The organism is Pseudomonas sp. S8 (genome assembly GCF_050473925.1).
GTDB classification, from domain to species: Bacteria; Pseudomonadota; Gammaproteobacteria; order Pseudomonadales; family Pseudomonadaceae; genus Aquipseudomonas; species Aquipseudomonas parakoreensis.
On sequence record NZ_JBFDVZ010000016.1, the window covers coordinates 5,964,208 to 5,983,195 of the forward strand.

Genomic DNA, 18,988 nt, shown 5'->3' on the forward strand with positions numbered 1-18,988 from the left:
CCTCATCTATCACCGCGCAGCCTCGCGCCGTCGATGATTTCAAAGTTGTCGCGCCGGAGGACCAAGGCCCAACCGACAATCCAATTCTACTGGCCCATTCACTTAACGCAAGCCATATGCGGGCCCGCAGCGGTAAAAGCCTTCGAACAACGTGGTCCGGCACCAGTCCGGTGAATTGAACGGCAAGGGATCTTGGGACACCCATTGATCGAAGGTGCCGCTCAAGGGCTCTCAGCCTGGGAATATCTCGTTTCATGCCCAACTCCTGAATTTTTAATTTCGCGGGTGTGAGAAAACGATTGAGGGCGCGGTCTAGGTCGACAAGTGCCCAGACTTTTGAGCCTCCCCCTGCGGGTCAGGCTCGGCGGGAAGGCCCATCTCCCGGGCGATGGCTTCCGCCGTGATGCCGCGATCCAATGCTCGCTGAGCGTCGCGCACCATTGCTCTGATCGCCTGCTCCTCGAGTCTGATGGCCATGATCGAGGCCTTGCGGGCGATTCCTGCCGCAAGAACTCGAGGGAATGGCGCACGCGGCGGCCGGCTGTAGTCGTTCTGCTTCATTTCAACCTCCACTTTCATTGTTTGTTGAATGGTCGCGCAGCCCTCGCGGCGCGTGGCCTGTAGCGATTTATGCGAATTTCCGAATCAGGCGCCTGTCAGGTCGAGAACACGGAAGCCACAGATGCGATCTAACTTTCTATTCCTCGCAGCTGGTGGATTACTGTCCGGCCTGCACGCCTTGCACCCCGTGGCCTGTAGCTAAATGCCTGATGCGGCCGATCAACAGCGGGTCATTTTTGATTTCTGTCCCCATCGAGATGCGAGCAGGTTTGCTCACATCTGAGTCTGTCAACATCGGCTTGGGGGTGTCGTTTGCGAGAACGACACCCGGGCGTGGAGCCGATCTTCGCCATCCACTAACGCTGCCTCCGTTACCTTTGCGTTAGTGAGTCCAAATCTGGACGCATCCCTTCTAAGCCGAGCTGCTCACCGGCCCCAAGAGCCCTGGACTGGAGAAACTCCTCTGGTGCGTCAACTGCACCCCGTTCTTGCAGCGCTTGCACTCCGCGCAGACCAACTGCCTGAGCTGCCTGATAGATCAGGTCCTTCCGTACCTCTTCAGCACACGGCCGGCACATACCGATCAATGTCCAAGGAAGCCAATCAGCAACAAGGAAGTGGTAACCCCCAGCACGCTTGCAGTGCCCTGCATAGCCGTGGCTGCAACGCTTCTGCTTGTAGGTTTGTGGTGCCATGTAATAAGCCCCGGTGGTGGTAATTTAATAAGGGTGGGATTTTTTCCGTTTGCCCACCCCCCTTGGAGGCCCCGGTTTTATTGGGAAGTACTGGGAAAAAATCCCACTACTCAGCCACGCGCCCACATCAACGGGACACAACGGGACTCTTTAAGCACAACGACTAGGAAAAATTCCCAGTACTAGGCGGAAAATATCCCACCGAAAAACTCGAATTCAGATGAATCGGAATTGCGGTGGCCCCGGCCTTACCTCGAGGTCTTTGCCTGGGCAATCATCGATTGCAGCCCAGGTGATGGCGTACAGCGCACAACGCGCCATCCCGTGCTCTCGACCACCCTTCCTGTTCTCCCGCGTGCGCACGATCAGGCCCGCATCGATGAGCTCGGCCAGTGCAGATGCAAGCGTCTTCGCGTCCATCGGCTTTCCCTTGGCCATCGTCGAAGCCGTACAGGACAGGTCGCCGTTGTTCCTGCCGTTGTAGCCCCTTGCCAGCTTGATAAGCACCGCGATAGCTTTGGGCGACAGGTTGTCGAATGCCGGATGGACAAGGAGCCGGTAGGGGAGGGCGAGCACGCGCCCACCGCCGAAGTCGACCTTGTATTTTGTCTTTCTGGCCATTACTCAGCTCGCAGAATGGCTGCAGGCCTCCACCGTCGGCGGGAGGCTCCACAGCGCTATTCAAATCAGGACGGTTCGCTGGCCAATACATATAGGCCAACCCTATGCGGCCGGCGGCCTGGCTCGGTGGTCTTGTAGGTCCACTCTGTCTTGATCGAAAACCCGCGGTTGCGAAGCCATCGCACTGATGATGGTGGGTGCACTATGTCGAGGCTCTGAGCCGCCTCGATGGTAGATACCGGTCCCAGTCGAAGGGCGACGGCCAGGCGCAGGGCCTGGGCTTCTGTACAGTGATTGTCTGTTGGGTGGGAATCTGTCACGATTCTTTCCTCATGTTGGTGCTCGCCAATGTGTTCTCGCCTTGGCGGTGCTGTAACACCGCCATGGGCGCCTTAACCGGATTAATCATCTGAATCTCACCCAGTTGCCTGGCTGAGCTTTTCCGGCTTTTTTCTCCCTCTTCTTCTTCCAGGTCATCAAAAAACACACTTTCGAATACCGGCTCCCCGGCGTCGCGAATGTGAACTTTTTTCCCAAAAAGGGCTTTGTTGAACTCGAGGCGTGCTTCGGCGTACCTTCCGTAATCAGCCTGCGTTCCCACGTACTGGGTTTTTACCCATTCCGGCAGATCCCCCCGGCAGCGCATCTCATTGAGAAACGTCCACCAGCGCAAACTCTGCTTTCGCTCCGCTTCAATCAGGTCGGCCAACTTAACCCGGACTTCGTGTGGCAGCGTCAGAAGTGCTTCATCGAGCGCTATATCGGTCGTATTCATTTGGCGTTGTCTCTCGCAACTCGGTTAATCCAAACCTCCAGCTCGCGAACAAGAATTAGGCGGCGCTTGCCCGTCTTGAATGATTTGAGCTCGCCGCCTGCGATTGCCTTGTAAATTCCGCTGCGACTGTGTGCAGTCATTCGTGCAGCCTCGTCAGGGCCCACGACAAGAGTTGGAGGTAGGGCCGGTTCCGCTTTCGAAGTTTGCTGTTCCACTTTTCTCTCCCGCTGGCGTTGGTGTATTGCCAGATATGGCCACCTTAGCGACAGAAAAAACTGGTGTCCATATTTTTCTTACACGTACCGACACTTGGTGAGACGCGTTGACAAATATTGACGCTGTGGCATCCTCCGATCACCTCCCTACGTCACTACCGAGAGCAAAAATGGCAAAGCCGGCCCCCAACAGAGCCAAAGCTGAAACTCTGTCGCTACGAATTTCTCCTAATTTGAAATTTGGATTGGAGCTGCTCTCGAGAATGGAGGAGCGCTCTCTAACGACCGAAGTTGAAAAAGCTTTGGGGGAGTTATTCGATAGGACACCGGTAGATATTGGATATCTAGGGACGGCTACAGTTGAAAATAATGGGAGGTTCGACGACCTTTGTTTCTTCGAATTGATGACTCTTATCTACTCTATTGATGCGCCGACAAGGCTCATGCGAACGGCCGTCTTGCTCCCGCGAACATTGACCCAAAGGGAAATGGCACTGCTCGATCTTGCTGCTGATCAGCCACAACTTTTTGGAGATGAACCGAACTATTTTTCATTAAATATCGGCCATGAGGAATTACTTGCGGAAGTAATGAAAGAGTACTGCAGGTTTAATCAGCCGCTTGATTTGAAGGCCCTACGGAGAAACTGGCAGGCGTTAAACGATGCGGTGGATTACGCTCTTGATAATGGGCACTATCCAGAAAAAATAATGCTGGTGTAATCACCCGATCAGTTCAACAGCCGCCGCTTTGGTTCCAGGTGCAAGGTGAGCGTAACGAAGGGTCATTTTTATATCTGAGTGCCCAAGCAGATCGCGAACAGTATTCAGTGGGACGCCCGCCATCACGAGTCGTGATGCGAAGTCGTGGCGCATATCGTGCCAGCGAAAGCCCTGAATCTCGGCGCGCTCAAGCAGCTTGAGCCAGGCGCTTTTCACGTCCGCCATACGCGCGCCTTCTTGGCCAGCGAACACGTAACCTACACCTTCACCCTGTTTTTTCCATTCCCGCAGTGTTGCAAGGGCTTCTTTGTTGGTGGGTATGTGTCGCGTTTCGCTGGTCTTGGCGGTGGCGCCCACCACCGTGACTGTCTTGGTGTCGAAGTTCACATCCGACCACTTGAGGCTGAACAACTCCCCGCGGCGAACACCAGTGTTTAGCGCCAGCAGGATCATCGGCTTGAGGTGGTCGGTAAACGTCACCGCGCGCAGATCCTCCAGCGGCTGCCGATCGCGTTCCTGGCGCCACTTGTTGGCGCTGTCCCTCTCGGCGCGCATCTGTTCCTGGCGGGCATCCAAGGCGCCACGCAGGCGCTCAGCCTCATCCGGCGACAGGTAACGGACCTGGCCCTTTGAATCAACCTTGAGCTGTTTCAGCCGCTCCAGCGGGTGCTCGGCAATCAGCCCCCACTCAGCCGCACGACTGAATACACCGCTGATGGTCCCCATCTTGCGATTTGCGGTCGCCGGCTTGTTCCCGCCGGTGAGCCAGGACGTGCGCACCAGCTCGAGGTCGCGCCCGGTTATTTCGTTGAGGCGGCGGGCCATGATCGAGGAAAAGTTATTGTCCAGAGTGTGCAGCGTTTTGTCGTAGCCCTTGTGGTGGGCCTTGAACCACGGCAAATAGGTGTCGTCGAGGAATTCGCGCAGGGTGGGGGTGTTCGCGTTGCGGCGGTTCTGAGTGACCGCCAGGGGCTCGCCGTGTTCGTGCGCGTCTGCCAGATAGCGGGCGGCCTCTGTTCTGGCCTGGGCGAGCGTCAGGGTACCAACGCGACCCAGGGACCGCTCGCGGTTGCGCGCCCAGGAAACCATATACGCCATGTGCCCGCTCGGCTGTACCCTGATAAACAGGCCTGGCTGGTCCGTGTCGAAGACGCGGTAGTGCTTCTCCTGGGGGGACAGGCTGTTGATGAGTTTCTGAGTGATCTTAGCTTTCATGTCCGTACCAGCAGGCTACCAGCAGAAAGCACAGTATCAGCCAGTATAAGAATACTCAACCAGACACTAGGCCCCAGTATCTGCGGGCTTAGACCCATTTTCATTGGGCTCAATTTGACCCTCCTAAGGGGAAGGTTGGCAGTTCGAACCTGCCCTGGGACACCATATATAATCAGCTCTGCAGCCTAAATCACCTTCTACTCGATATTCCCGTGACAGCAAGGTGGCAGCAGAAAGCAAAAGAGGCCCCTCCAATTGCCTGGTGGGGCTTTTTTACGTTTTTGTCGGGAGTCGGGTGCGAGCCCATTGAGGAGCTGTTTATGGAGCTTAGGGATTACGCGGTCATCGCAGCTGCTATGGTCGGTGCTGCAAGTCTGATCCTTTCAGTGATAACGCTTCTGATGAAGACCGGGGAAAATACTCGAACTATCAGGTCGCAGCTCACGGATGTGCTGGCACGTTTGAACGCGGTAGCAGCTGACTCGAGAAGGTACCGAATCGAAACCGCTGGTGTGCAATTGACTGCCGATCAACGTGCGATGTTTGGCTTCTACAATGACCAGAGGGCATTCCTTGTCGGTCAGGCAAGGTATCTGATTGAGCAAATTCCCAACCAAGTTTCGCATTCAGAGATCAACCTCGTGGCTCAGGCACTGGGGGCGATAGGTGATCACGAGATGGCCTGCCATTACTGGGAAAAGAGCTTCGAGCTGTCTCCTAGCAACTTCATCAGGGCACTTCACAGTCGAGGGTTCGCCTCATATCTGTTCGGGCAGGGTTATACCGATCTTGGACGATATCGGTATCAAAGCAGTATTTCCTTGATTGCCGCTGACAGTGACCAAAGGCGTGTAGATCGAGTGGAAACTTACCTTCGCTGGGCCGCTTCCGAGAGGGGGTTCGATTTCGACACCGAAGCTGCAGTGTTACTTGCTCACGCAGAGAGTGAACTATCCCTAATCCAATCAGGGGGCGTCCGAAATCGTTGTGCGCAGAGGATTAGAGATTATGAAAATGACTGGACTCCGAAGCAAAATCTTAAATCGCCAGATCAAGAAAGCGCTTTATCCGTAGCACCGTAGTAGTTGAACAATCTGCGTGCCTGGCCGTTGCGCGAATCCCTAGACCTGCGCCGAGCAGTTCCGAGACGCGCTTGTGCAGATCCTCATCGACTGGCCGCCCCTGGTATTTTCCGGCAGCCTTCGCCTTTTCTATACCTTGGGCCTGTCTCTCGCGGCGCTGCTCGTAATCCTTGCGCGCGATCGCGGCCATCATTTCCACCAGCATGGAATTGATCGCGCCAAGCATCCGGCCGGTGAACTCGTCACCTTTGGTGTCCTGCATTCCTTGATGGCTGGTTGGCAGATCGAGCGCGACGATCCGCAAACCCTTGGAGTCGATCGCAGCCTTGAGCTTCTGCCAATCCTCCACCGGAAGGCGCGAGAGGCGATCTATCGACTCGACCAACAGCACGTCACCCTTGCGCGCATCTTTGAGCAGGCGCAGCAGCTCAGGCCGATCTGCGGACGCGCCGCTGGCATTCTCCAGGTACACACTCGCGATTACCTTGTTGTGGTCTGTAGCGAATTGCTCGAGCGATGCCCGGGCGCGGCCGGCGTCCTGCTCTTCGGTCGATGCTCGGAGGTATGCGCGGATGAACATGATGTGCTGTCCGTATCAGTTAGGGTGTTCTACTAATACTGTTGCACTATGAGTGTCACTTATCAAGCCGGACGCGCAAATAAACGCGAATTTGCGCGTATCAGCTCAGGCATACTCAAAAGGACGGACCAGCGGAAGGCGGTGGTAACCGATCACAGCTCAAACCTTAAGCTACAACCTGAATTTTTGTTTTTGAGTTTGTTTTGAATCTATTTCCAGAAATTGGAGATTGGTAGATATCTTCGTCTAAGAAACGGAGGAGTTCCTTTAGCCTCCGCTTGTCTTCAGGAAATGTAAGTTTGTACTGCTCCCCAAACTCTTCTATATCTACAGTTATTCCGAAGCCCGCTGCAGCAGTTCTAATCTCACTAGGGGTGCAGCGCTCAAGAATTCCCTCTTGATTTATGAAGGTTACTTTTTTGCGAATCCAATTGTCTAGATTGGCATTAAGCCATTCCTCATTGAATCCGTGAAACTTTTCCGCGTTAAAGAAGTTGTTAACCTCTTCCTGGGTGCTTTCGTGGTAGTAAGCATCCATGTCAAAGAGCCTTCGTACGTTGTGGAGGCTAACAAAACGCAACTCGGCTGGGTCGGTAGCAGCGCTATTCTGACTTAAAACAGCAGTAGGTTTGTTGTCTAGTGTCATACCTACGCCGGTCATGCGACGAAATGTATTTTGATCGTAAAATAAAGAAAATCTACCTGCGGTAATAGCTTGTCGTTTATCGAACGCCTGTAACATAACAGTAGTTTTTCCATCTATGCTAACGCCCGCAAAAAGCGCCTTTACCGTTGACAGCCCTTCCTCTGTTGGCTCCCAAATGCCTACGTCTTGAGGGTTGCGTACGGCTGATAAGACCCCGTCAATGTCATCGAAGTTTCGAATGATAAGTAACTCGTTATCGAGTGGTCTGTAACGTGCGTCAAAATCAATTTCTTCCTTGTCTGCCGTGAAGAAATTGATTTGGCGGCGAACCTCAGTTTCTAGATCGTTTTGCAAAGGTGCGGTCGTTATAACGCGCAAAATTCGCGGCGTGGTTTGAAGTAGTACGAATAAATCCATTTCATTGCTCCTTGCTCGCATCAAGAACTGTATGAGAGGTTACATATCGCACGTGAGTTACTTCGGAGGGGGCGTGTATTTTTGATCTCGTGATCAATAAGAGATTTGCACCGTTGCTCAATTGAATTTCAAAAAATTTGTAACCGCATACCGCGAGTATGGGGTTTGCATAGGAGGCTTTTGAAACCCAGATGAAAACAAAAAATGTCGCTGCGAAAAAAGAAAATGTGGCGGCGTCTACGAAGTAAGATCCACCGCCAAGAATCGGGAGCATGTATGCGACGAAGTATCCTGAGATTTCTTTGTCTGCTGGCTTGGTAGAGCTCACTGTTATTGTGGTTCGATTAAGCCGTTTTGAGCTAGCAACTATGATCTCTAAACAGATACCGCAAAGAATCAGCGAGACCGCGGCGACTAGGAGTGCTTTCAGGCAATCTTGTTGTACTTTGTAAACTAAGAAAGCCAGCGTCAATCCAATCGGCGCAATAGTGGTCGCGACAAGTGCAAATTTCATCAAAAAACCTAGCATTCAGCGATCCTTGAGCTGTGGGATTTCCGTGCATTCGAAAATGCGCTAAGTCGTAATGATAGATCCTTGTCACTGGTTGTATGTACAGTATTTTTTTGCCGTTCGTCCGTATTCCTTAGGTTGACGGTAGGTTTCATTTGAGAGAAGTCAAATGCTGAACACCTATGTTTTGTCTTCGGCATAGATCGAGGTCGAGATAATCATGCCTCCCTACCGGCGTTCGCCGATGCAGATCGGCACCGGGTTGCCGCTCGCCGTGGTGTTCTTGGTGCTGCCGAATGCATAGGACGGAGCGTTCTCAGGGGAGTTGCTTTGCTTCAAGCCAGTAGCTTGAGGGCGCAGCATCTGGATGACTCCGCTGGCTGCGAGTGCAATACCTGGTGGCAGGGTTGCGCCGTTCGTTACGGAGCTCATGGCAATAAAGACCACGCCAAGTACAGTTTGAAACAGACCTGCACGCTAGCTCCCTGCGATTACCTGGATGCTTCCTTCGCTGGCTGCGTCGCGCAGGCGCCCCCCACGCCGCGGCTACCTCTGAGCGAGTCGGTTTGTGTTGTCGACCTCGAGCGGTCTTTGCTGTGCTCGTGGGATGGCCTCTAGTGGATTTGAATTGGCTACAAACCCATCACGATCAGCAATAAGGGAAAGCCTTCGGTTTATCGGCTGAGTATCCAGCGGCTGCGAAAGACCATAGTTTGACACATCGTTTCCTACTCAAATGCACTCAAAGCTGATTGCACTGGCCACGCAAAAGCTATCTGCTCCCATCTGGACTCAATCCTGCACTAGATCAGCTGATATCACGATTTAATGTTGTCCATAAAGCTATCATGTCGTTTTTGAATAACTAACGGCTTTGGTTTCAGCTCGTACGCTTGCAGTAAGCGTTTCGCTGATTTTTTATTCATGTATTTTAATGTTGCTTCAGCTAACACTTCGGCAGTTGGGGCGGCGGAACGATGAAGAAGTAAGCTAAATGCTTCGTTTTTTAAATCGTCGCTTGCAATTTCTATTTCTTCAATTGTTAGATAAGCCTTTGTTATATGCTCCCACACGCAAAGCTCTCTTTCAGGGTTAGAGTCACGAGTGAAGCCCTCTAACCACTCCTCCACTTTAGAAGGAAATATTTTTGAAAGCAACATTGCGACTATTTTGATTCTGTCAGCTTGGTCGGATGATAAGAAACTTGTTCCGATGGGAGCTCTTTTGATTTTATCGTAGGCAATTCTGACTGGTTCTTGGCTATCTTCAGGAATTGAAATTCTACGTTCGATAGCTTCTATGTTGGATTTAGTGAGTTTAGGCTCTCGTAACTTGATCATGTACGGTTTCGGTGGCGTTATCCCGAGCGTTGTGTTGATTTGGGCGCAAGTCTCATAGACTAAGGAGGCTGCGACCGAGGGAGTTGTTCGGAAGAATTCACGTCGACCATGAATTCGAAACGCCTTCAGCCTTTTGTGAATGGCCGTTTCTGCTTGCTTGCAGTCACCTACAGAGTAAGCGGTGACAATGTCAAAAGGGATTGGCACACCCGTCGAGCCATTGTAAATTTGCTTAGCCCGCGTATCCGGCTCGAATCTAGTTAAACCGATTTTTACTACGTATGGACCGAAAAGCTCATTCTGAAGAACATATATGTAGCCTGACGTCATTCGCTTCATCCCTGGTGGTTGAGTATAATTCTGAAGATTTCGATTTGGCGGGCTGGTGTTTAGAAAATTCTTTGGCTTTGCAGTTGCTCTTTGTCACTCGCTTTGATGTGATCTAGGGAAGTGAAAAAACTCGGATTAACATCTAGCTTTCCATCGACGATTTTATGGCAGTGAATTTGCGCTTTCTTGCCATGAGCTTCGAGGTAATGGTGGGCTGCTTTGTGGCCTTCTAGTAGAAGCGAGTCAACATCTATGCCTTCTGTGGTTTTGAGCAATAGCCGAATCACTACGGAGGTATCAATGTCTTCAAAGTACACTATATCTCGGTATTCTAGGTACGCATGATCTGGTAGCTTAACTTTTTTTATTATTGTGTCCACCATTGCGCCGACAGGACGCTTTAGTAGGCGGTCATAGAATTCGTCAAAAACTTTTTTTGCAAAGCAGGTGCCAAGGAATAATATTACCGTACCTGCAACTTCAGGTCCGCCGAGCGCTTTTGGTCTGAAGTCCAATCTTAGAGAGGGTATGTCTTGAAAAGACTTACTCGAGTAATCCCAGTCTTCACTTTCAAGCATAGGATCTAAATAATTTTCTCGGATGGTTGTTACCTCCGAGATAAATCGGCTATGACCTTCTAGCGCGAAAGTATAGGTGGTTTTCATCAGCACTCCATTGGTCATTGTTCTACGCTAAATGCGCGACACCGATTTCTTGGCATATGGCCATCATCGTAGCGGCAGGCCGAATGGTTCGCAAATGCGGAAAGTCGTTTCTGGTGAACGATAGGATGCTAGAAGTTTTGAGTCTTTCCTGTTGCGTTTCAGAACCTTGCCAAGGTTCGCAAAAAAGCCCCGCACAGGATGATCTGGCGGGGCTTTTTCATGCTCGTAATTAAGTGGCTCAGTTCAGTGCTCCACCGTCGGCCTTGCCAATTGAGGTGCTGACTTCGATCACATGCCGGCGCCCGTTGACCTCGTAACTGCGCCCATCTGCATCAACGTCCGGTTTGCGCAGTGCCAGTTGTGCAAACAAGCCGTGTTTCTCGTCGTAGCTGCCAAACCAGTCAATCAGTTTTCCGATGTAGCATTCGTTACCGATAATCACCGGCAGGTCGAAAACATCTTCCACCGAGTAATGCACCGGGCCGTAGCTGTAGTAATCGCTCTCGCCTGCACCTGTTGCAGGAATCGGGCAAAGAGGCGTGCGCTGAGTGTCCGGTTTACGGGGGCGTGCTTCGTTCGCCTTGGTGATTGCCTGATTGAGCGTAAGCCGCAGATCAGGTTCCAACTCAAAGGTGCTGGTGCCGTCATCCTTGTGTTGGGTGGTAGGCACGTTCAAGTAGTAGCCATATCGCACCGTTACGGTGGGCACTTCACGGTTGATCTTCAACGGATTGAGCAAGTAGATGTGATCAACGCCGTAGGCACCGTTGCGGTAGGCGAGGTAAATATTACCCCGAGCCCTGATCCAGTACGCCGACTGGTTGGCTCCGCGATCATTGGTATAGAACAGCGCGCTTTCAGGCTCAGGAGACCTTTTGACAAAATGGTCACCGTCTCGGCGCCAGGTTTCCACGTAGGTAAACATGCCGGTGCCACCGGCGTAAGTCTGGACGATCAGGTCTCGTTGCCCGTCGCCGTCCATGTCCAGCAACGAGTAGGAGGTTTGACCGGTTTCTGCTGCTGCATCGATTTCGGTGGCGGTCAATGCCTTCCATTCATCCGGTGTAACGCCTTTGGGGATCGAAGCTGGAAAGTGCGTTTGCTCGCTGGGGTTTTCTTTGTCGGAGTCGCCTGAAAACGATGTCTCTTCAGAGTTGAAAGCCAGTGAAGCGAGCACTCGTTCAACCGCCACCTCGCGATTGCCGCCCTCGCTGGCCGCTTGAATACTGCGTTGCAGATCTTCCAGAACCTGTTTGTCGATGCCGGTCGGTCTGTGCGCAACGGCATCCATCTGCTGCGCCTGTAATAACTTCAGCCGGTCACGATAACTTTGTTCAAGGCAAGCAATATCCGCTTCGCACTGATTACGTGTCTTGAGCCACAACCGTTGTGTGCGCTTGAGTTCAGATTGCTTATCACCGGAGATCTTCATCAGCTCCCGATAAGCAGCACCCATCTGCGCATCCAGCGCATACAATCCTTTATCCGCACAAACAGCCTTCTCCACGGCACTCGCCGCTTTTGCGCAATCCATTCCGCCCGCCATCGCCTGCTGGAAAAACAGCAGCGCACAGGCGGACACGATGCAACGTCCTTTGTACACGAGATAAACCCTGTAGTGAAAAGATGACCCGGCGCGCAGGGTAATCGCTGCACAAGGAATCTTGAACCCCTCCACTTCAGAGAACCCCACCCCTTGCCGATAACTCATTCGGCGACCTCAGACTCGCACGAAATCGCTTGATAGCATTTGGCCTCCAGCTATCATCTGCGCGCCTGTGAAAACGCCCCCGGTTCACCTACTTCAATTGCCTGGAAATCCTCGATGCTGTCGTATCACCAAAAGAGTTTTCTGATCGTCGATGATTTCTCGGATTTCCGCAGTTCCGTCCGCTCGATGCTGCGCGAACTGGGGGTCAAGGATGTGGATACCGCCGATACCGGCGAGCAGGCGCTGAAGATGTGTTCGCAGAAGTCCTACGATTTCATCCTGCAGGATTTCCACCTCGGTGACGGCAAGAAGAACGGTCAGCAGGTGCTGGAAGATCTGATGTCGGAAAAGCTCATCAGCCATGAAGCGGTGTTTGTCATGGTCACGGCCGAGACCAGTCAGGCCATGGTGCTCAGCGCCCTGGAGCACGAGCCGGATGCTTACCTGACCAAGCCGTTCAACCGCTCCGGTCTCGCTCAGCGCCTGGAGCGTCTGGAGCAGCGCAAGACGTTGCTCAAACCGATTCTGCAAGCCCTTGATCGCGGCAAGCCGGTTGAGGTGCTCAATGCCTGCATTGCGCTGTGCAAGCAGGACATCCGTTATTCGCCGCTGTGCCTGCGTTATCGGGCCGACGCCCTGCGCGACATGAACCAGAACGAAGCGCTGGAACGCCTCTACGACAGCATCATCGCTGACCGGCCTTTGCCGTGGGCGTTTGCCGGGCTGGGCAAGTTGCTGTTCAAGCGTGGGCAAGTGGCGCAGGCCAAGGATGTTTACGAAAAGGCGCTGAAAGTGTTCCCGATGATGCCGGCGTTGTACGACGGCATGGCCGATGTGCTGGTCGCCGAGGGCGATACCAAAGGCGCGCAGCGGGTGCTGGAGGAGGCGATTCGCTTGTCGCCGCTGGCGGTGCGTCGGCAAGCGTTGCTCGGCAAGCTGGCGATGGCCAACGAAGATTTCGACACCGCGTCCCGGGCCTATCGGCAGGCGGTGGCGCAGGGGGCGCAGTCGCGCTTCAAGGACCCGGAAAGCAATCTTGGCCTGGCCCATGCCTTGATCAGCAAGGGCAGTGAACGCGGTCTCGATACGCGCACGCGGCTGGAGATCAACACCACGCTCAGCGCCGTCGCCAAAGAGAACCCGTCGGACCCGGGCCTGCAGATCCGTGCGCGCCTGATGAAGGCCACCAGTCTGTTGCTCAACGATGCCGAAACCGCCGACAAGCTCACCGAACAAGCGCTGATGCGCCTCGACGGCATGGAGCAGTTCATGAGCCCTGAAGCGGCGCTGCTGGTCGCCAAGCAATTGCAGATGCTTGGTCAGGCCGAGGCGGGCACTTCGATGCTCAAGAGCTGTGCGGAGATCTACGGTGACGATCCGGCGGTGATGAAAGACATCGCCAAGCTCACCGACGACCCGACTATCCTCAGTTCGAGCAACGCTGCTGCCGACCTCAACCGGCAGGGTGTGCGCGTGTACAAGACCGGCAACCTGGTGGAAGCCCGCGAGGTGTTCCGCAAGGCGCTGAAGATGCAACCGAAGAACATCAGTATCGCGCTGAACATGGCCCAGTCTCTGCTGCACGGCACCGACACGAGTGTGCCGTCGGCGGAACTGGAAGAATGTCGGGCCTGCCTGAAAATGGTCGGCCTGATGCCCGACACCGACGCGCGTTATGCGCGTTATCAGAAGCTGAAAAGCAAGGCGTTTGGCGAATGAACCAAGACGAGCAGGCGCTGGATTTTTCCACGGTGATCGCCTCCACCGTTCACGACATGAAGAACTCGCTGGCGATGCTGACGCAGGCCCATAGCCAGTGGTTGGCGCGTTTGCCCGAGGGGCAGCGTGGAGGGGCGGAGCAGGGCGTGATCGACTTCGAGTTTGCCCACCTCAACGGCATGCTGGTGCAGTTGCTTGGGCTGTACAAGCTCGGCGTCAACCAGTTGCCGCTGCAACCGGCGTATCACGAGCTGGATGATTTCATCGAGGCGCAACTGGCATCGCACCAAGAGGTGTTCGCCAGTCGCGGGATTATCGCCACCTATGAAGTCGATCCGCTGAGCCCGCTGGGTTTCTTCGATCGTGAGTTGGTTGCGTCGGTGTTGGGCAACTGCATCAACAACGCCATTCGTTATGCCCGCGAGTCGCTGCTGATCACTGTCAGTGACGAAGCCGGGCAGCTGGTGTTGAGCATCAATGATGACGGTGACGGTTACCCGGCCGAGATGCTCGAGCGTCAGGCGGATTACGTGCAGGGCATCAATCACAGCAGCGGCAGCACGGGTCTGGGCCTGTATTTCGCCAACCGCATTGCTGCGTTGCATCAGCGCAACGGCGTGGTCGGGCACACCGAAATTCGTAATGGCGGGCCATTGGGGGGCGGGGTGTTCAGCCTTTACCTGCCGTGACTCGGGTTTTTGTTTGACGCTGCTTGATATTCCGAACAGCCGGAGCCTATTTTGTACGGGTCGCCGTTCGCGGCTCGCACAATAACAAGGATTGCGTCATGACAACCGATGGCCAGCGTTCACTCGCGCAGCGACTGACCGGCATTGATGAGATTGAATGTGTCACGCCGGATTTGAACGGCGTGCCGCGCGGCAAGGTGATGACCGCCGAGGGATTCCTCGAAGGGCGGCGTTTGCAGATGGCGCGGGGGGTGCTGCTGCAATGCATCATGGGCGGTTATCCGCCGGCGCGGTTTTACGGCAGTGATGACGGTGACCTGGCGCTGGTCGCCGAGCCGAGCATGATTCATCCCTTGCCATGGAGCGACGAACCGCGTGCCCTGGCCATCTGCGATGCTGACGAACTGAGCGGCGAAAGCTCAAACCTGTCGACCCGTGGTCAACTGAAGAAAGTCATCGCTCGTTACGCCGCACGTGGCTTGGCGCCGGTGGTGGCGACCGAGCTGGAGTTTTTCGTCTTCGCGCCGAACACCGATCCGACCCAACCGTTCCGTCCGCCAGTCGGCCTCGACGGGCGCCGCGAGGATGGTCAGTCGGCGTTCAGCGTCAGTTCCAATAACGGTCTGCGGCCGTTCTTCAGCGAAGTCTATAAATGCATGGCGGCCCTCGGTCTGCCGCGCGATACCTTCATGCATGAAATGGGCGTCAGCCAGTTCGAGATCAATCTGCTGCACGGTGATCCGCTGTTGCTGGCCGACCAGACCTTCCTGTTCAAACACCTGCTCAAGGAAGTCGCGCTCAAGCATGGTCTGAACGTGGTGTGCATGGCCAAGCCGCTGGCGCACACACCGGGCAGTTCGATGCACATTCACCAGAGCGTCGTCGAGATCGCGACCGGCAAGAATGTGTTCAGTGACGAGAATGGCCAGCCGACGGCGATGTTCCGCCACTTCATCGGCGGACAGCAGGCGGCCATGGCCGATTTCACCGCGCTGTTTGCGCCGAACGTGAACTCCTATCAGCGTCTGTGTCACCCGTATGCATCGCCCAACAATGCCTGCTGGTCCCACGACAACCGCGCCGCAGGGTTGCGCATTCCGGCCAGTTCGCCAGTGGCTCGACGCGTGGAAAACCGGTTGCCTGGCGCCGATGCCAACCCGTATCTGGCGATTGCCGCAAGTCTGGCCGCCGGCTTGCACGGGATCGAACATGAGCTGGAGCCAAGCGCGGCGATTCAGGGCGAATTCGAAGTGCCGGACAATCTTTCGCTGCCGTGTACCTTGCATGCCGCGCTCGAGCGTCTGAAACGTAGCCAATTGGCCAGGGAACTGTTCGGACAGGAGTTCATCGAAGGCTACATCGCTTCGAAGACCATGGAGTTGACCAGCTTCTTTGATGAAATCACTCCCTGGGAACGGCGTGTTCTAGCAGCCCAGGCCTGACGAACTGTCGCCATCGGGCTATCGTTTGGATAGCCCGATACTCACTGCAAGGAGCCGCTCGGAACGCCGATGCGCCAAATCTGGAAATCCTTTCGAGCGCTGTATTTCGCCTCGCTGATGATGTTGATCGGCTCGGGCCTTCTTTCTACTTACCTGGCATTGCGCCTGGCCGCTGACCATGTCGATGGGCTGTGGGTTGGTGCGCTGATGGCGGCCAACTATTTCGGCCTGGTGCTGGGCGGCAAGATCGGTCACCGCTTGATCGCCCGTGTCGGACACATTCGAGCGTATTCGGCGTGTGCCGGGATCGTCGGCGCGGCGGTGCTCGGGCATGGCCTGGTGGACTGGCTGCCGGCGTGGCTGGTGCTGCGGACCATCGTCGGTCTGGGCATGATGTGTCAGTACATGGTGATCGAGAGCTGGCTCAACGAGCAGGCCGACGCCAATCAGCGCGGGCTGGTGTTCAGCGGTTACATGATCGCTTCTTACTTGGGGCTGGTGCTCGGTCAGTTGATTCTGGTCATGCACCCGGGCCTGGGGTTGGAGCTGCTGATGCTGGTCGCGCTGTGTTTTGCCCTGTGCCTGGTGCCGGTGGCGCTGACCCGAAGGATTCACCCGGCGCCGCTGCATCCGGCACCGATGGAGCCGCGCTTCTTTATCAAGCGCGTGCCGCAGTCGTTGAGCACGGTGCTCGGCGCAGGCCTGATCATCGGCTCGTTCTACGGTCTGGCGCCGTTGTATGCGTCGCAGCAGGGGCTGTCGACCGAGCAGGTCGGTCTGTTCATGGGTAGCTGCATTTTTGCCGGACTGCTGGTGCAGTGGCCGTTGGGCTGGTTGTCCGACCGTTATGACCGAGCGCTGCTGATTCGTTGTTTTGCCGGATTCCTCGCGGTGGCGGCGTTGCCGTTGGCGATCTTGCCGCAGGTGCCGCTTGAGGTGCTGTTCGTGGTCGGCTTCCTTTGTTCGCTGGTGCAGTTCTGCCTGTATCCGCTGGCGGTGGCGTTCTCCAACGACCATGTCGAGGGCGATCGCCGGGTGTCGCTGACGGCGATGCTGCTGGTGACCTACGGGGTCGGCGCGAGTATCGGTCCGCTGCTGGCGGGCGTGCTGATGAAGCTGTTCGGCAGTCAGAGTTTGTACGCGTTCTTCAGCTTCTTTGCGTTGGTGCTGGTGTGGCGCATTCGGCCGAAAGCGGTGACCAATCTGCATCAGGTCGACGACGCACCGCTGCATCACGTGGCGATGCCCGACAGCATGTCCAGCTCGCCGCTGGTGGCCGCGCTCGATCCGCGGGTGGATGAGCAGGTGGTGCAGGAGCAGATGCAGACCACGGTTACGCCGGAGCCAGAACCGGAGCCAGAACCCGAAGTGCAGCCTGAAGCAGTGGCCGAACCTGATCCGGCTGATGAGGGCGATAAACCGACACCGGACATCAGTGGGGCCAGACCCTGAGTCGGGTGAGGGCAACAATGTTCAAAGAGTGATTCTTTAACTGTGGTGAGGGGATTTATCCCCGATGGGTTGCGAAGCGACCCTAAGCCATTCAGTGCGGTGTGGCAGTGGAATCGAGGCGTCCGGTCTGGGGCTGCTGCGCAACCCATCCGGGATAAATCCCCTCGCCACAGGTATCTCCAGTCCAGGACGGGAACGTAGAAATAAAAAAGGGCAGTCCCGCCAGGGACTGCCCTTTCTATTTGCCTGTGCGAATCACAGATCGTCTTTATCGAACCGGCGTGCTTCACGCTGCAGTTGATAAACGAAGCGCTCGACGTTGCGCGCCGCTTGGCCATTGATGTTGTGGAAGCGCAAGCCGGCGAAGGTGATGTTGAGCTTTTCTTCGAAGTGCAGGTAGCGCAGCTCGACCGAGATCGGTTGATTGCCGAACAGCGGGGTGGCGATCATGCGGTCATAGACTTGGCCCAGTTGCAGGCGGTCGGTGATGTCGCCTTCAAAGCGCAGCTTGCACCCGGTGGCGGAAATATCCAGCAGTTTGCCGCTGATCGGCGCCTTGAGTTTTTCGCCGCCAAGTTCGACGCTGACCAGATCGGTCAGCTTCAACGCGGCACGGAAGGCATTACGGCGCTGGTGGTAGACCACTTCGGTTGGCAGTTGACCGGTGTAGAAGCGGTCACCGTCGGATTCTTCGATGTTCAGCGTGCCAGTGCATTCCCAGGCGATGCGCACGCCCTCGTGGAAGCCTTCGACCTTGAACGGTTCGCCCGCCTGCAGAAAACGCTCGCCATCGCGCGGGATCATTTCGTCCAGGGCAATCGTCGCGGTTTCCCGGTCAACCTTGATCAGGTAGCTCTGGAAGCGCTGGCTGCGCTCATGGAAAGTGATGATCAGCGGATCGTGGCTTTCCTGCAGCTGGCGCAGGTTGCTGGAGATTTCCAGGGGCGTGGTCAGCACCTTTGGTGGCTGCGGAGTATCATCCGCGCTTAGGGCGTTTGGCACGTTTTCTCAATCTCCAGACAAAATTTGACTACGACTAGCCAGCATTTTGCCAGCATGTTTCGCGGGTTGATAGTGCAGGCACATCGAATGGCTCACGCCTGGCTGAGCGTACGCGGCTTGGTGGGTTTGGCGAAAGTGCCCGAGGCGTCATACAGCGCTGGCGGTTCGCCCCCGGTGAGGATTTTCAGCTGATTGGCCGTAGCGGCCTGCTGGATCTGGATCGACTGGCCGTTCTTGACGTTGGCCGCCTGGCACTGGGCAATCAGGTCGGTCAGCACATCGCTTTGGGACAGCAACTGGTCGCCAATGCTCGACTGGCTGGCCAGTTGCTCCAGGCCCTGGCGGTCGAGCGGCAGGTTGAGGCTGGCAAGGATTTCGCTGCGCTTGCGGCCATGCTGTTCAAGCAGAATGATCAATGCCTGTTTGCGCGCCAGAATATCTTCGAGCAGAGGCATGTCGCGACCGTGCAAAGCGAGGGACTCGGTTTGCAGCAACTCCAGCAATTGTTGAGCTGGAGCAAAGTCGTCAGTGATCAGTTGCAATAAATTAGTGTCGTGCATGGCTGGCCTTGGGTTCTAAGCGTCCAAAAGCCTGGCGC

At 55.3% G+C, this 18,988-nt stretch carries 20 protein-coding genes and 2 pseudogenes; 6 read left to right on the top strand and 16 right to left on the bottom strand.

Annotated elements, in window-relative coordinates; translation table 11 throughout:
* Window positions 1–312: 312 nt before the first annotated feature.
* From AB1J88_RS28165 to AB1J88_RS28185, 5 genes are all read right to left on the bottom strand, one after another.
* The gene (locus tag AB1J88_RS28165; RefSeq protein ID WP_330206604.1) at window positions 313–561 is read right to left on the bottom strand and encodes a hypothetical protein; all 249 of its coding nucleotides are present in this window, start codon (window positions 559–561) and stop codon (window positions 313–315) included.
* A gap of 911 nt (window positions 562–1,472) precedes the next feature.
* On the bottom strand, window positions 1,473–1,877 hold the full coding sequence (locus AB1J88_RS28170; RefSeq protein ID WP_430292562.1) for a hypothetical protein: 405 nt from the start codon (window positions 1,875–1,877) through the stop codon (window positions 1,473–1,475).
* A gap of 65 nt (window positions 1,878–1,942) precedes the next feature.
* Complete coding sequence (locus tag AB1J88_RS28175) at window positions 1,943–2,197, bottom strand: helix-turn-helix domain-containing protein (RefSeq protein WP_430292564.1); 255 nt, start codon at window positions 2,195–2,197, stop codon at window positions 1,943–1,945.
* A complete protein-coding gene (locus tag AB1J88_RS28180; protein WP_430292566.1) occupies window positions 2,194–2,652 on the bottom strand; it encodes a hypothetical protein in 459 nt (152 codons plus the stop codon). The genes AB1J88_RS28175 and AB1J88_RS28180 overlap by 4 nt, the downstream gene beginning before the upstream one ends.
* Complete coding sequence (locus tag AB1J88_RS28185) at window positions 2,649–2,867, bottom strand: helix-turn-helix domain-containing protein (RefSeq protein WP_430292568.1); 219 nt, start codon at window positions 2,865–2,867, stop codon at window positions 2,649–2,651. The genes AB1J88_RS28180 and AB1J88_RS28185 overlap by 4 nt, the downstream gene beginning before the upstream one ends.
* 170 nt (window positions 2,868–3,037) lie before the next feature.
* Here AB1J88_RS28185 and AB1J88_RS28190 point away from each other — a divergent pair, with 170 nt between their 5' ends.
* Complete coding sequence (locus AB1J88_RS28190) at window positions 3,038–3,589, top strand: hypothetical protein (protein ID WP_430292570.1); 552 nt, start codon at window positions 3,038–3,040, stop codon at window positions 3,587–3,589.
* On the opposite strand, the gene AB1J88_RS28195 is transcribed toward AB1J88_RS28190, so the two are convergent.
* Window positions 3,590–4,804 carry a phage integrase gene (locus AB1J88_RS28195; protein WP_430292572.1) on the bottom strand — a complete coding sequence of 405 codons (1,215 nt, stop codon included), beginning with the start codon at window positions 4,802–4,804 and terminating at the stop codon, window positions 3,590–3,592.
* 320 nt (window positions 4,805–5,124) lie between these two features.
* On the opposite strand from AB1J88_RS28195, the gene AB1J88_RS28200 reads away from it, so the two are divergent.
* Window positions 5,125–5,886, top strand: coding sequence for a hypothetical protein (locus AB1J88_RS28200; protein WP_430292573.1), 762 nt, complete (start codon window positions 5,125–5,127; stop codon window positions 5,884–5,886).
* Here the strand turns inward: AB1J88_RS28200 and AB1J88_RS28205 are convergent.
* The 8 genes and pseudogenes from AB1J88_RS28205 to AB1J88_RS28240 all read right to left on the bottom strand — a co-directional run bounded on the left by AB1J88_RS28205 (window position 5,843) and on the right by AB1J88_RS28240 (window position 12,086).
* Complete coding sequence (locus AB1J88_RS28205; protein WP_430292574.1) at window positions 5,843–6,466, bottom strand: recombinase family protein; 624 nt, start codon at window positions 6,464–6,466, stop codon at window positions 5,843–5,845. The genes AB1J88_RS28200 and AB1J88_RS28205 overlap by 44 nt on opposite strands.
* Before the next feature lie 166 nt (window positions 6,467–6,632).
* Complete coding sequence (locus AB1J88_RS28210; protein ID WP_430292575.1) at window positions 6,633–7,529, bottom strand: hypothetical protein; 897 nt, start codon at window positions 7,527–7,529, stop codon at window positions 6,633–6,635.
* Window position 7,530: 1 nt separating this feature from the next.
* Window positions 7,531–8,058: a hypothetical protein gene (locus AB1J88_RS28215; RefSeq protein WP_430292576.1), complete on the bottom strand. Its 528-nt coding sequence runs from the start codon at window positions 8,056–8,058 to the stop codon at window positions 7,531–7,533.
* A 210-nt stretch (window positions 8,059–8,268) separates the two neighbouring features.
* Window positions 8,269–8,517: pseudogene (locus tag AB1J88_RS28220) on the bottom strand (tail assembly protein); the annotation flags it as partial.
* 341 nt (window positions 8,518–8,858) lie between these two features.
* Complete coding sequence (locus tag AB1J88_RS28225) at window positions 8,859–9,380, bottom strand: hypothetical protein (protein WP_430292726.1); 522 nt, start codon at window positions 9,378–9,380, stop codon at window positions 8,859–8,861.
* A gap of 75 nt (window positions 9,381–9,455) precedes the next feature.
* A pseudogene (locus tag AB1J88_RS28230) lies at window positions 9,456–9,719 on the bottom strand (GIY-YIG nuclease family protein); the annotation flags it as partial.
* 50 nt (window positions 9,720–9,769) lie between these two features.
* The gene (locus AB1J88_RS28235; protein ID WP_430292577.1) at window positions 9,770–10,375 is read right to left on the bottom strand and encodes a hypothetical protein; all 606 of its coding nucleotides are present in this window, start codon (window positions 10,373–10,375) and stop codon (window positions 9,770–9,772) included.
* A 238-nt stretch (window positions 10,376–10,613) separates the two neighbouring features.
* Window positions 10,614–12,086, bottom strand: a complete 1,473-nt coding sequence (locus AB1J88_RS28240) for a lysozyme inhibitor LprI family protein (protein ID WP_430292578.1) — start codon at window positions 12,084–12,086, stop codon at window positions 10,614–10,616.
* 114 nt (window positions 12,087–12,200) lie between these two features.
* Between AB1J88_RS28240 and AB1J88_RS28245 the strand changes: the two genes are divergently transcribed.
* The 4 genes from AB1J88_RS28245 to AB1J88_RS28260 all read left to right on the top strand — a co-directional run bounded on the left by AB1J88_RS28245 (window position 12,201) and on the right by AB1J88_RS28260 (window position 17,388).
* A complete protein-coding gene (locus AB1J88_RS28245) occupies window positions 12,201–13,805 on the top strand; it encodes a response regulator (protein WP_430292579.1) in 1,605 nt (534 codons plus the stop codon).
* Entirely contained in the window at window positions 13,802–14,494 is a 693-nt protein-coding gene (locus AB1J88_RS28250; protein ID WP_108183536.1) for a sensor histidine kinase, read from the top strand. The genes AB1J88_RS28245 and AB1J88_RS28250 overlap by 4 nt, the downstream gene beginning before the upstream one ends.
* Window positions 14,495–14,694: 200 nt before the next feature.
* Window positions 14,695–15,936, top strand: coding sequence for a glutamine synthetase family protein (locus AB1J88_RS28255; protein ID WP_174377055.1), 1,242 nt, complete (start codon window positions 14,695–14,697; stop codon window positions 15,934–15,936).
* A 69-nt stretch (window positions 15,937–16,005) separates the two neighbouring features.
* On the top strand, window positions 16,006–17,388 hold the full coding sequence (locus AB1J88_RS28260) for an MFS transporter (RefSeq protein ID WP_430292581.1): 1,383 nt from the start codon (window positions 16,006–16,008) through the stop codon (window positions 17,386–17,388).
* Window positions 17,389–17,643: 255 nt separating this feature from the next.
* On the opposite strand, the gene AB1J88_RS28265 is transcribed toward AB1J88_RS28260, so the two are convergent.
* Window positions 17,644–18,390: a flagellar brake protein gene (locus tag AB1J88_RS28265; protein WP_430292582.1), complete on the bottom strand. Its 747-nt coding sequence runs from the start codon at window positions 18,388–18,390 to the stop codon at window positions 17,644–17,646.
* Window positions 18,391–18,482: 92 nt separating this feature from the next.
* The gene (locus tag AB1J88_RS28270) at window positions 18,483–18,950 is read right to left on the bottom strand and encodes a flagella synthesis protein FlgN (RefSeq protein ID WP_027612275.1); all 468 of its coding nucleotides are present in this window, start codon (window positions 18,948–18,950) and stop codon (window positions 18,483–18,485) included.
* Between the last annotated feature and the right edge of the window lie 38 nt (window positions 18,951–18,988).